This is a genomic window from Actinomycetota bacterium (assembly GCA_035697485.1).
GTDB lineage: Bacteria > Actinomycetota > UBA4738 > UBA4738 > HRBIN12 > JAOUEA01.
In genome coordinates, this window is the sequence record DASSCU010000006.1 from 24,458 (window position 1) to 37,333 (window position 12,876).

Annotated in this window: 10 protein-coding genes; all 10 read left to right on the plus strand. The window is 68.2% G+C overall.

All coding sequences use genetic code 11. The features are described 5' to 3' along the window. Window positions 1-17 precede the first annotated feature (17 nt). The 10 genes from VFI59_01815 (at window position 18) to VFI59_01860 (ending at window position 12,856) form a co-directional block, all read left to right on the plus strand. On the plus strand, window positions 18-434 hold the full coding sequence (locus VFI59_01815; protein HET6712435.1) for a GNAT family N-acetyltransferase: 417 nt from the start codon (window positions 18-20) through the stop codon (window positions 432-434). Window positions 435-520: 86 nt separating this feature from the next. Beyond that, window positions 521-1,369, plus strand: coding sequence for a hypothetical protein (locus VFI59_01820; GenBank protein ID HET6712436.1), 849 nt, complete (start codon window positions 521-523; stop codon window positions 1,367-1,369). A 361-nt stretch (window positions 1,370-1,730) separates the two neighbouring features. Next, window positions 1,731-4,913, plus strand: a complete 3,183-nt coding sequence (locus VFI59_01825) for an efflux RND transporter permease subunit (protein HET6712437.1) — start codon at window positions 1,731-1,733, stop codon at window positions 4,911-4,913. Between the two features lie 9 nt (window positions 4,914-4,922). Continuing rightward, window positions 4,923-5,351 carry a hypothetical protein gene (locus tag VFI59_01830; GenBank protein ID HET6712438.1) on the plus strand — a complete coding sequence of 143 codons (429 nt, stop codon included), beginning with the start codon at window positions 4,923-4,925 and terminating at the stop codon, window positions 5,349-5,351. 28 nt (window positions 5,352-5,379) lie between these two features. Further along, window positions 5,380-8,529: an efflux RND transporter permease subunit gene (locus VFI59_01835; protein ID HET6712439.1), complete on the plus strand. Its 3,150-nt coding sequence runs from the start codon at window positions 5,380-5,382 to the stop codon at window positions 8,527-8,529. Beyond that, on the plus strand, window positions 8,526-9,446 hold the full coding sequence (locus VFI59_01840; protein ID HET6712440.1) for a hypothetical protein: 921 nt from the start codon (window positions 8,526-8,528) through the stop codon (window positions 9,444-9,446). Before VFI59_01835 ends, VFI59_01840 begins: the two co-directional genes overlap by 4 nt. 120 nt (window positions 9,447-9,566) lie before the next feature. After that, the gene (locus VFI59_01845) at window positions 9,567-10,268 is read left to right on the plus strand and encodes a hypothetical protein (protein HET6712441.1); all 702 of its coding nucleotides are present in this window, start codon (window positions 9,567-9,569) and stop codon (window positions 10,266-10,268) included. A 47-nt stretch (window positions 10,269-10,315) separates the two neighbouring features. Further along, the gene (locus VFI59_01850) at window positions 10,316-11,251 is read left to right on the plus strand and encodes a cysteine synthase family protein (GenBank protein ID HET6712442.1); all 936 of its coding nucleotides are present in this window, start codon (window positions 10,316-10,318) and stop codon (window positions 11,249-11,251) included. Window positions 11,252-11,285: 34 nt separating this feature from the next. Then, the gene (murI, locus tag VFI59_01855) at window positions 11,286-12,113 is read left to right on the plus strand and encodes a glutamate racemase (protein HET6712443.1); all 828 of its coding nucleotides are present in this window, start codon (window positions 11,286-11,288) and stop codon (window positions 12,111-12,113) included. Then, window positions 12,104-12,856, plus strand: coding sequence for an MBL fold metallo-hydrolase (locus tag VFI59_01860; protein ID HET6712444.1), 753 nt, complete (start codon window positions 12,104-12,106; stop codon window positions 12,854-12,856). The genes murI and VFI59_01860 overlap by 10 nt, the downstream gene beginning before the upstream one ends. Window positions 12,857-12,876 lie beyond the last annotated feature (20 nt).

The following is a 12,876-nucleotide window of genomic DNA, read 5'->3' on the forward strand; positions in this document are numbered from 1 at the left end:
CGGGCTACGCTTCCGGCGTGGCCGAGATCCGCAAGCTGGAGCCCGACGACGTCGAGTTGCTCGATGCCGGCATCCGCGTCCTGAAGGGCCGGTCGTCGCCGGCGCCCGAGATGTTCCTGCGCAACCCGCACGCCCACGCGTTCGTCGCGATCGACGAGGAGACGGTCGTGGGGTGCGCCTACGGCTACGAGCTCTTCCGTCCCGACGGGTTCTGGATGATCGTGCTCTACGATCTGGGCGCCGCGGAGCCCTACCGCCAGCAAGGGCTCGGCCGGGAGCTCCTCGACGCGTTCGTCGGCTTCGCGCGAGCCAAGGGCCACGAGCGGATGTGGCTGTTCACCGACGCCGGGAACGCCGCCGCCAAGCGGCTGTACGAAGGCGCAGGCGGGGAGCGCACCGATGGTGCGGTCGGTTACTGGTGGGTCTTCGAGTGAGCCAGCTCCGAGGGGGTCCATGAGGCCTATTGACCAGCAGGTCAACACGGGTCTAGCGTCCGCAGCGGAAGGGAGGGCGCTTCCCCGTGCAGACCCCCACGAGAGGACCGCAGGATCACGTTCCTTCGGCTCCGCGCGCCCCGAAGCCGCAACGCCGTGAGCAAGATCTGATCGTCATCCCCGAGGCCCGCGAGCCTCGGCGGTGGGGAGTTCTCGCGGCGATCGTCGCCGGCGCGCTCGCACTGATCCTCATCGTGGCACTCGCCGCCTACGCGATCGATCAGCGCAATCGTGCCGACGACCTCGCGGCGCAGCTCTCGGCCGCGATCGACGACCAACAGGCGCTCGTCGACGCGAACAGCGCCCTGCGTCAGGAGGTCGCGGCCATGGAGACCCGGGTCGGCGTCCTCCAGGGCGACCTGCAGCGCGCTCGCCAAGGCAAGGACGTCGCGGCGGCCAGCAAGCAGGAGGCGCGGGAGAACCTCCGGCAGGCCCGCGCGGCCCTCGAGGAGGAAGAGGCGCGCTTCCGCTCGTACATGGGACCGCCGATCGACGACGGGACGCACGTCGGCAGGCTGATCACGGTCGGTGCCGATCAGGCGCCGGCGCGGATCACGATCGACCTCGGCCGCTGGTTCACGGGCGGGGCCGCGACGCAGGCCGCGATCGACGACGGCGTGATCCCGGCCGGCGAGCGCGTGAACCGGTACTTCCGCAACGACGACACGACGTGGCGCACGCTGCCGGTGGAGACATCCGCGGCGGTCACGGTGCGGCGGTGGGGCAGGGGGTTCACCTACACGATCACGCTGAGCGAGCTCCAGCGACTGATGGGGACCGACTCACGCCGTGCCCGGCGCATCACGAACGACCCGTTCCGGATCACGGTCACCGACGGACGTGTCACGGCCCTCCTCCAGCTCAGGTATCCCTAGTGCGCAACGGTTCCGTTCAGCCAGCGTTCAGAAGCCCGCTGGTACTCTCCGGGGTTCCTGAACACTCGGGCATCTCCGGCCGACGCATGGCCGGAGAAATAGCCGATATACCTACGTCTTAGGGGTTGTCTGCCCCGAGCAAATGGGCGTAGGTTTCGCGCATGCGTATCTCCGTCGTTTGGGGGAGCCCGGGTGGACCAAACATCCGACCACCCGACCGCGATCGCGTGCCATTGCCCGACCGCGACACCTCCCTGTCGACGAACGCTCTCGTCCCAGTCATGCCCGCAGCAGGCCGGGAACCGCGTGACCGCCGAGGTCCGAACGCGTCCCGTGCACGACAAGTGGAGGTCGCTCAACCATGATGCGGTGGATCGTCGGCTCGAGCATCAAGTTCCGTCGGCTGGTCGTCGCCATCGCCGTGGGCCTCTTGGTCTACGGCGTGCTGCAGCTGGACGACGCTCGCACGGATATCCTTCCGGAGTTCCAGCGCCCGACGGTCGAGGTCCAGACCGAGGCGCTCGGCTTGTCCGCCGAAGAGGTGGAGCAGCTCATCACGGTGCCGCTCGAGCAGGACCTGCTCGTGGGCATCGCGTTCCTCGACGAGATCGAGTCGGTGTCGCTGCCCGGACTCTCGTCGGTGGTGATGACCTTCGAGCCGGGCACGGACGTGCTCGACGCCCGCCAGGTGGTGTCCGAGCGCCTCACCCAGGCGGTCGCCGCCGCCGGCCTGCCGCAGGTCGCGAAGCCGCCGCAGATGATCCAGCCGCTCTCGTCGACGAGCCGCGTCGCCATGGTGAAGCTGACCTCGGACGAGCTGTCGCCGATCGAGATGTCGATCCTGTCCAAGTGGGTGATCGCGCCGCGCCTGCAGGGCGTCGAGGGCGTGGCCAACGTCTCGATCTGGGGTTTCCGCGACCGCCAGCTGCAGGTGCTCGTCGACCCGCAGCGCTTGCACGACGCGAACGTCACGCTGAGCCAGGTCATCGAGACCACCGGGAACGCCCTCGAGGTGTCGCCGCTCTCCTTCCTCGAAGCCTCGGCGCCCGGCACCGGCGGGTTCATCGACCGGCTGACCCAGCGGCTCCACGTCTTCCACGAGCAAGCGATCTCGACGGCCGACGAGCTCGGGCAGGTGCCGATCGTCGACGCGCGGGGTGACGCCTCGTCGACCGGCGGATCCGCCCAGACGCTGGGCGACGTCACCGAGCTCGTGGAGGACCACCAGCCCTTGATCGGCGATGCCCTGTGCACCGACGGCGACTGTCTGCTGCTCGTCGTCGAGAAGTTCCCCGACGCGAACACGCCCGCGGTGACCTCGGGCATCGATGAGGCGCTCGACGGGCTGGCTCCGGGTCTGCCCGGGCTCGCGATGGACACCTCGATCTACCGTCCGGCCGAGTTCATCGGGTCGTCGTTCGACAACCTGGGCCGTGCGGCCCTGATCGGCGCGATCCTACTGATCCTCGTGCTCGGTGCGTTCACGTTCCAGTGGCGGAGCGCCCTCGTCAGTGTCGTGGCCATCGCGATGTCGTTGGCGGCAGCGTGGCTCGTGCTGTTCTTCACGGACACGACGGTGAACACGATGGTCCTCGCGGGTTTGGTCATGGCCCTGGTCGTGCTGATCGACGACGCGGTCATCGACGTCGACAACGTCAGGAGACGCGTCCGCCAGCAGCGGGAGCAGGGTGACGGCACCCCGGCCTGGCAGGTCGTCATCGATGCCACCCTCGAGATGCGCAGCGCGATCCTCTTCGCGACCCTGATCGTTGCGGCGGTGCTGCTGCCTGCCTTCTTCATGGAAGGGGAGGCCGGGGCCTTCCTGCCGCCGATCGCCGGTGCCTACTTGCTGGCGGTCGTCGCCTCGATCGTTGTCGCTGTGACCGTCACGCCCGCGCTCGGAATGATGCTCCTGGGCGACCCGACGCGGGAGCACCGTGAGTCCCCGGTGGCGCGGTGGATGCAGCGCATGTACGACGGCATGGCCGCGCGCACCCTGTCCAAGCTCGGTCCGGCGGTCGCGGTGTTCGCCGTCGTCGTGGTCGCCGGCCTGATCGCGGTGCCGTTCCTCGACCAGTCGATGCGGCCGGTCATGCAGGAACGCGATGTGGTGGTCCGGCTCGACGCGCAGCCCGGCACCTCGCTCCAACGCATGGACGAGATCACCGCGCAGGCGGTCGACGAGTTGCGGTCCCTCCCGGGCGTCGACGATGTCGGCGCCCACGTCGGCCGCGCGATCCAGTCGGACCAGATCGTGGACGTGAACTCGGCCGAGGTCTGGGTCGGCGTCAACGAGTCGGCGAACTACGACGACACGATCGCCGCGATCGAGTCGGTGGCCGGCGGCCTGCCCGACGTCTCCAACGACGTCGTGACCTACTCGGAGCAGCGGGTCACCGACATCCTCGGGAGGGGGGACGACGAGATCGTCGTGCGCATCTACGGCGCGAACCCTGACGTCCTCGAGACGATGGCCGCGGAGGTCGAGGGGGCGATCGCCGGCATCGATGGTCTGGAGAACGCGCAGGTCGAGTTGCCCGCGGAGCAACCGACGATCGAGGTGCAGCCCGACGTGGCCCGCGCCGAGGCGGTCGGCCTTGCACCCGGCGATGTGCGCCGGGCGGCGACGACACTGCTGTCGGGCCTCGTGGTCGGGAACCTCTTCGAGGAGCAGAAGGTGTTCGACGTCGCGGTCTGGAGCGTTCCGGAGATCCGCGCGACCGAGGCCGACGTCGAGGAGCTGCTGATCGACACCCCGAGCGGCGATCTCGTGCCGCTGGGCGCGGTCGCCGACGTGCGCATCGTTCCGAATCTCGCCGTGATCCGGCACGAGTCCGTCGACTCCTACGTCGACGTCACGGCAAACGTCTCCGGCCGGGGCGTCGGTGCGGTCGCAGGCGACGTCGAGGCGGCACTCGACCAGGTCGAGTTCCCACTGGAACACCACGCCGAGCTCCTCGGTGGGTTCGAGGAGCAGGCGGCCGCACGCTCGCGCGTCATCGCCGTGGCGGTCGCCGGCCTGATCGCGATCTTCCTGCTGCTGCAGGCTGCATTCGCGAGCTGGCGCCTCGCGATCCTGTCGATCCTCACGCTTCCGATGGCCCTGGCCGGCGCAACGCTGGCGGCGCTCATCACGGGCGGCGAGATCACACTGGGTTCGGTCGCGGGTTTCGTTGCCGTGATCGCGATCGCCGTCCGCGGCGTGGTGGTTCTGGTGCGGCACTATCAGCATCTGCAGGTCGACGGCGAGGCTTTCGGGCCCGAGCTCGTGACGGCCGCGACCCGCGATCGCGTCGTGCCGATCCTCACGAGCGCCGTCGGTGCGGCCGTGGTGTTCATCCCGTTCGCCGTGATGAGCGGGGCCGGCTTCGAGATCGTCGGACCGATGGCGGCGATCATCCTGGGCGGGCTGATCTCCTCGACGCTGCTGACGCTCGTCGTCCTGCCCGCCGCGTACCTCCGTTTCGGGTTCGTCGCAGAACCGGACCGGTCGGCCGAGGACCTGATGGTGACGATCCCCGACGTCGACACGGTCGGAAGGTAGGGCGGGCCGATGACGCGGAGACTCGCCCTCGCGGTCGTCCCACTCACGGTCTTCGTCCTGGCCGCCTGTGGCGGTTCGGTCTCGGACGAGTACGTGATCGAGGAACAGCCGTACACCCTGGAGCCGATCGAGGGCCAGGACGTGCTTCGCCTCACCCTCACCGAATCGGCCGTCGAGCGGCTCGGCATCGAGACCGCGGTGGTCGAGGAACACGGGTCGAAGCTGGTCGTGCCCTACGACGCGATGTTCATCGATGCACACGGGGACTTCTGGGTGTACACGAACCCCGAGCCGCAGGTGTTCATCCGGGCGCCGATCGAGGTCGACCGCGAGACGTCGACCGAGGCGATCCTCTCCGACGGCCCGCCGGCCGGCACCGAGGTCGTGACGGTCGGGATACCCGAGCTCTACGGCTCCGAGACGGAGTTCGGCACGTAGGCGAGATCACGGAAGGAAGGAACGCACGATGCTTCGCTGGATCGTTGGGTCGAGCCTCAAGTTCCGATACCTCGTGGTCGCGCTCGCCGCCGCGCTGATGTTCTTCGGCGTGCAGCAGCTCCGCCACACGGCGATCGACGTCTTCCCCGAGTTCGCACCGCCGAAGGTGGAGGTGCAGACGCCCTCGCTGGGCCTCTCGGCCAACCAGGTGGAGTCACTCGTCACGATCCCCCTCGAGCAGACGCTCAACGGGGTTCCCGGTCTGGACGAGATCCGCTCGAAGTCGGTTGAGTCGCTGTCGTCGATCGAGATGATCTTCAAGCCCGGGACCGATCTGTTGACCGCACGGCAACTCGTAGCGGAGCGGATCGCTCAGATCTCCCCGCAGCTCCCGACGTGGGCGAGCCCGCCGTTCATGATCCAGCCGCTCTCGGCGACGAGCCGCGTCATGAAGATCGGGCTCACGACGACCGACCCCGACCTGGACCTGATCGACCTGTCGATGACGACGTACTGGAAGATCAGGACGCGCCTGATGCGGGTGCCGGGCGTCGCGAACGTGCCGATCTGGGGCGAGCGCATCGAGATGCCGACGATCCAGATCGACCCGGCGCTGCTCCGTGAGCACAACGTGACGATCGACGCCGTCTCGACGGCGGTGGCGGACGCCCTGGACGCGGGGTTGCTCCCGTACAACGACGGCAACTACATCGGGAAGGGCGGCTTCCTCGACACGGGGACGAACCGTTACCAGATCCAGCACGTGCTCCCGATCGTCACGGCCGAGGACCTCGGCGGGATCCCGGTCGAATCGGTCGACGGGAAGCGGCTGCAGGTCGCCGACGTCGCCGACGTCGTCCGGGGCACGTGGCCGCTGGTCGGGGATGCCGTCATCAACGACGGCGAAGGCTTGATGCTCATCGTCGAGAAGCTGCCGTGGGCCAACACCCTCGACGTGACGCGAGGGGTCGAGGCAGCGCTGGAGGAGCTCAAGCCTGGCCTTTCGGGCATCGAGATCGACGCCACGATCTTCCGCCCGGCGACCTTCATCGAGGAGTCGATCAGCAACCTCTCGAAGGCCATCTGGTTCGGCGCGATCCTGATGGTGCTGATGCTCTGCCTCTTCCTGTACAGCTGGCGCACCGCCGTGATCAGCGTGGTTGCGATCCCCCTGTCACTCATCGCGGCCGGTCTCGTGCTGCATTGGCGCGGAGCCACGATCAACACGATGATCCTGGCCGGCATGGTGATCGCCCTCGGCGACATCGTCGACGACGCGATCATCGACATCGAGAACGTGGTCCGGCGGTTGCGCCAGCATCGGAAGGAAGGCAGCGGCACATCGACGGCGAGGGTGATCCTCGATGCCTCGCTCGAGGTCCGGAGCGCGATCGTCTACGCGACGCTGATCGAGATCGTGGCCGTCGCCCCGATCTTCATGCTCGAGGGGCTGTCTGGCTCGTTCTTCCGCCCGCTCGCGACCTCGTATGCGCTCGCCCTGCTCGCCTCGATGGCCGTTGCGCTGACCGTGACGCCGGCGATGAGCATGATCTTCTTCCGCGGCTCGGGTTCGCTGCAGCATCGCGAGTCCCCGGTGGTCCCCGCCCTGCAGCGTGCCTACCACTTCGTGCTGCAGAGGATCGTCTACCGGCCGCGTCGTGCCTACGTCGCGGTGGGCCTCACCACGGTGATGGGGATCGCGGCCCTGCCGCTGCTCGGCCAGTCGCTGCTGCCTTCCTTCAAGGAGCGCGACTTCCTGATGCACTGGCTCACCGTGCCGGGCACCGGGCAGCCGGAGATGTTCAGGATCTCGGCCAGGGCCAACCACGAGCTGCTCGAGATCCCCGGCGTGCGCAACGCCGGGTCGCACATCGGTCAGGCCTTGCTGATGGACGAGGTCGTCGGCATCGACTTCGGTGAGAACTGGATCAGCGTCGACCCTTCGGTCGACTACGACGAGACCCTGGCGAAGGTGCAGGAGGTCGTCGACGGCTATCCGGGCCTGTACAGAGACGTCCTGACTTATCTGAAGGAACGCATCCGCGAGGTCCTGACGGGCTCGAGCGAAGCCATCACGATCCGGATCTACGGGCAGGACCTCGCGCAGCTCCAGACGACGGCGGACGAGGTCAACGAGATCCTCGGGGGCATCCCCGGGGTGACGGAGAATCACGTCGAATCCCTGAAGGACATCCCGCAAGTGAGCGTCGTGGCCGACCTTCCCGCAGCGCAGCGGTACGGGCTCAAGCCCGGTGATGTCCGCCGGGCGGCCGCGCGTCTGATCGCGGGCGAGGAGGCCGGCGACATCTTCGTCGGTGGCAAGGCGTACGACATCCAGGTGTGGAGCAAGCCCGAGGTGCGCGACACCTTCAGTGACATCGGGAACCTCTTGATCGACACGCCGAGCGGTGAGTACGTGCGCCTGGAGGAAGTGGCCGACGTGAAGATCGAGCCGGTCCCCAACGTGATCTACCACGACAGCCTGTTCAGGAGCCTGGACGTGGGTGCCAACATCGATGGCACCCGCGACCTCGGGTCGATCGTCGCGGACGTCGAGGGTCGGCTCGACGACTACAACTGGCCGGAGGAGTATCACGCGGAGTTCCTCGGCGAGTACACCGAGCGGCGAGCGGCCGCGAACCGCCTGAACACCGGCGCGATCGCCGCAGCGATCGGCATCTTCCTGCTGTTGCAGGCGTCGTTCGGCAGCTGGCGCCTCGCGACGCTGTCCTTCCTGACGCTGCCGATCGCCTTGGTCGGCGGGGTGATCGCGGCCTACCTGACCGGTGGGGTCATCTCGCTGGGGTCGCTGGTCGGGTTCTTCACGGTGCTCGGCATCGTCGCCCGCAACGGGATCATGCTGATCAGCCACTACCAGCATCTGGAACGGTTCGAAGGCGTTCCGTTCGGGCCGGATCTCGTGTTGCAGGGTGCCCGCGAGCGCGTGGTGCCGATCATGATGACGGTGCTGACGACCGGGCTCGCCCTGGTCCCGCTGCTGATCGCGGGAGAGATCCCCGGCCAGGAGATCGAGTACCCGATGGCCTGGGTGATCCTCGGCGGCCTGATCACGGCGACGCTGCTGAACCTGTTCGTCGTGCCGTCGCTCTACCTGCGGTTCGCGAAGCCGCGCGGCGAGACTGGCCTGCCGATGCCGGCGGCACCGGTTCCGGCATGAGGGCGCCGGGCAGGGTAGTCCCACTGGTCCTTGGGGCCATCCTGCTGGGTGCCTGCAGTGGGGATGGGTCGGGGTCGTCGACCTCGACCCCCCCGGCGCCGACGGAGACGGCGACATCGCCGAGCGGCTCGACGGACGCCGCAGAGCCGGTCGAGGCCGCCGACTTCGACCCGGCGAGCTTCGACTCGTCCGCCGCCGTCGACAACGAGTGGTTCCCGCTGACGCCAGGAACCCAGTTCGTCTACCGAGGGTCCTCGCTCGACGACGGCAAGCCGCTCTCACACGCAGTGGTCTTCACCGTCAGCGACATGGTCAAGGAAGTCAATGGGGTCCAGGCGGTCGTGATCTGGGATCGCGACTACACGGAGGGCGAGCTCGTCGAGGAGGAGATCGCGTTCTTCGCGCAGGACCACGATGGGAACGTTTGGCACCTAGGGCAGTATCCGGAGGAGTTCGAGAACGGGAAGCTCCACAAGTCGCCTGGCTGGGTCGCCGGCGAGGAAGGGGCGAAGGCCGGCATCGCGATGAAGGCCGAACCGAAGGTCGGGGACCCGAGCTACTCGCAGGGGTACGCACCTGCCCCACTCAATTGGGACGATTGGGGCAAGACCGCTCAGGTCGGTATCGAGACGTGTGTGCCCGTCGACTGCTATGAGAACGTGCTCGTGGTCGAGGAGTTCGAACCCTCGAAGCCCGGCGCCTTCCAGCTGAAGTACTACGCCCCCGGCGTCGGCAACGTCCGTGTCGGCTGGCGAGGGAAGAACGACGAGGACCACGAGGTGCTCAAGCTGATCGAGGTTCGGCAGCTGGACGAAGCCGCGATGGACGAGGTCCGGCAGGCGGTTCTCGAGCTCGACGAGCACGCATTCGCGCGGATCCCCGCCTACGGGGCCACATCACCCGTCGAACCCGCCTGAGCGTCGCGAAGCCTGAGGCGGGACGCGTTCAGCGATGCTTCAGCGATGGTGGCTACCCTCGCTGCAACCCGTGAGCTCGGAGTTCGAGCCGGGCCGAAGATCCGGGCAGGAGGTCATGCGGTGACGCGATCGAACCGGCGGAAGTTCCTCGCGCTTGCCGTCATCGGTGTCATGACGGCCGCGTGCTCGCGGGTCGAGCCGTCCGAGAACCTCATGGATATCAGCGAGTGCGATCCGGAGACCGCGCGGTTCACGCTCGAGATCGACAACCCGTTCTTACCGCTGCCGGTCGGGCGGCAGCTCGTGCTCGAGGGTCGCTCGTTCTTCTTCAAGGACGAGCTGGTCCGGATCACCGTGCTGGACGAGGTGGAGACCGTCGCCGGTGTGCAGACGCGGGTCGTCGAGGAGTACGAGGAGGAGGACGGGCGGGTCGTCGAGGTCTCACGCAACTTCTTCGCGCAGACGAGCGGGGGGACCGTGTGCTACTTCGGGGAGGAAGTGGACGACTACGACTCCGAGGGCAACGTCGTCTCACACTCCGGCGGATGGCGGGCCGGCGGCGCGAACCTCCCGGGGATCTTCATGCCCGGCGATCTCGCCGTCGGCCAGGCGTTCCAGCAGGAGGTCGCCCCCGGCATCGCCGAGGATCAAGCCAAGGTCATCGCGCTCGGTGAGGTCGCGGAGGTGCCCGCCGGCACCTTCGAGGACACCGCGACCCTGCTCGATCAGAATCCGCTGGAAGGGGGTCAGGACGAGAAGGTCTATGCGGCCGGCGTCGGACTGATCGTCGATGCCTCGGTGCGTTTGACATCGGCCACCTGAGTCGGCCGCCCTGACGGACCGACCGAGTGGGCTGGGATAATCCGGGCGTGACGCGCTACGACGACATCCTGCAGGCGATCGGGAACACACCGCTCGTCGGTATGCCCCGTATGTCGCCGAAGCCGGGCGTCCGCCTGTGGGCGAAGCTCGAGGGTTCGAACCCCACGGGCTCCACGAAGGATCGCATCGCGCTGAAGATGATCGAGGCGGCCGAGGCGTCGGGTGAGCTCACGGCCGAGAAGACGATCCTCGAGCCGACGTCGGGGAACACGGGCATCGCGCTCGCGATGGTGGCCGCGCGCAAGGGATACCGGCTCACCGTCGTGATCCCCGACAACGCGAGCGAGGAGCGCATCGGCCTGCTGCGGCTCTTCGGCGCCGAGATCGTGTTCAGCGACGGCGACAAGGGAACGAACGGCTCGATCGAGGTCGCGCGAGCGCTCGCGCAAGACGAGAAGTACTACATGCCGTTCCAGTACGGGAACCCGGCGAACCCCCTCGCCCACCAGGAGGGCACGGCGCAGGAGATCATCCGCGACCTGCCCGAGGTCACCCACTTCGTCGGAGGCATGGGCACCGGCGGCACGCTCACCGGCAACGGCCGGGGGCTGCATGCACACAACCCAGACGTGACGATCGTGGCGGCCGAGCCCGAGCTCGGCGACCTCGTCTACGGCCTGCGCTCGCTCGACGCGGGCTTCATCCCGCCGATCTTCGACCCGAGCGAGATCGATCGGAAGTTCCTGGTCGACTCCTCGGCGTCGCTGCGCACGAACCGCGAGCTCACCTCGAAAGAGGGCATCTTCGCCGGCATATCGAGCGGAGCCGTGGTCTACGTCGCCCAGCGCATCGCGAGCGAGATCGACGAGGGCGACATCGTGTGCCTGTTGCCCGACGGCGGATGGAAGTACCTGTCGACCGAGGCCTGGGCCGAGGACCTCGCGACGGCCGAGAAGGGCGTCGCGGAGTCGCTGTGGTGGTGAGCGCCGACATCGCCGGCGCCGCGGGACCGGGCGCATGAGCGATCAACGGCCGATCGGCGTCTTCGACTCCGGCGTGGGCGGCCTCACGGTCGTGCGCGCGATCATGGATCAGCTGCCGCACGAGCGCATCCTCTACGTGGGTGACACCGCCCGGTTCCCGTACGGACCGAAGCCGGTCGAGGAGATCCGGCGCTACGCGCTCGAGATCGCCGACTACCTCGTGCACCGCGACGTCAAGGCGCTCGTGGTCGCCTGCAACTCGATCGAGGTGACCGCGATCGACCATATTGCGGAACGGGCGGGCACCCCGGTCGTCGGTGTGATCGATCCTGGAGCGAGGACGGCCGTGCACGTCACGCGGAACGGACGCATCGGTCTGATCGGCACCGAGGCGACCGTCGCGAGTGGGGCGTACGACCGAGCCGTGGCCGCGACCGGGGCGCCGGTCACGCTCCGCTCGCAGGCTTGCCCCGTCTTCGTCGAGCACGTCGAGCGGGGTGACACGACCAGCGACGAGCTACGGGGGGCCGCGCGGGGGTATCTTTCTCCGCTGATGGCCGACGGCGTCGATACCCTCATCATGGGTTGCACCCACTACCCGCTGCTCTCGGGTCTCCTCCAGCTCGAGCTCGGCCCCGACGTCGTCCTGGTGTCCTCGGCCGAGGAGACCGCCAAGGACGTGTACGCGACCCTCATGGCCGAGCACCTGCTGCGCGACGAGGGCGGCTCGGCGGACCACGAGTTCCTCTCGACGGGCGATCCCGAGGCGTTCGAGCGAGTCGCCGGCGTCTTCCTCGGTCCGGAGCTCACCGATGTCGGCGCCGCGCGCGCCGTGCCGGTCGGAGGTGGCACGTGGAACTGACCGTGCTCGGCTCCGCCGGAACGTGGCCGGGCCCCGGCGGCGCGACCTGCGGCCACCTGCTGAGTCACGAGGGCACGCACATCTGGCTCGACGCCGGCACCGGCACGTTCGCCCGCTTGCAGGAGTACATCGGCATCGCCGACATCGCGGCGATCGTGATCACGCACGGGCACACCGATCACTTCATCGACGTGGTGCCCGCGTTCTACGCGCGGCACTACGGTGGCATGGGGGCTCCCAACCTGCCTTTCTACTCGCCCGACGGGTTCGTCGAGGGCATGAGCGTGCTGACGAGCGAGAACGGCCGCAACGTGATGGCCGAGGCGTACGACTTCCGCACGGTGCACGGCGGCGACGTCTTCGACATCGGACCGTTCCACATCACGACGTTCGAGATGACGCACATCGGCGTGAATGCGGTGGGCTACCGCATCGAGGCGGGGGGAGCGGTGCTCGCCTACACGGGGGACTCCGGGCCGTGCGACGAGGTGATCGAGATGGCGACCGACGCGGACCTGTTCGTGGCCGAGGCCACCTACCAGGACGCCTCGAGCCAGGCGTTCTTCCACATGAGCGCGACCCAGGCGGCACAGCACGCGAAGGCCGCCGGAGCGAAGCGGCTGGTGCTCACCCACATCCTGCCGACGCTCGACCGCGAGGTGTCGCGCGACGAGGCCGCCGCGGCGTTCGACGGCGTGATCGACCTCGCCGAGGACGGCACGACCATCGAGATCGCGCCGTGATGACGACGATCGAGATCGCG

Excerpts from the sequence above, each read along its gene's own strand:
- VFI59_01840 (HET6712440.1), top strand. The coding sequence starts at position 8,526 with ATGAGGGCGCCGGGCAGGGTAGTCCCACTGGTCCTTGGGGCCATCCTG.
- VFI59_01830 (HET6712438.1), top strand. The coding sequence starts at position 4,923 with ATGACGCGGAGACTCGCCCTCGCGGTCGTCCCACTCACGGTCTTCGTC.
- VFI59_01835 (HET6712439.1), top strand. The coding sequence starts at position 5,380 with ATGCTTCGCTGGATCGTTGGGTCGAGCCTCAAGTTCCGATACCTCGTG.
- murI (HET6712443.1), top strand. The coding sequence starts at position 11,286 with ATGAGCGATCAACGGCCGATCGGCGTCTTCGACTCCGGCGTGGGCGGC.
- VFI59_01825 (HET6712437.1), top strand. The coding sequence starts at position 1,731 with ATGATGCGGTGGATCGTCGGCTCGAGCATCAAGTTCCGTCGGCTGGTC.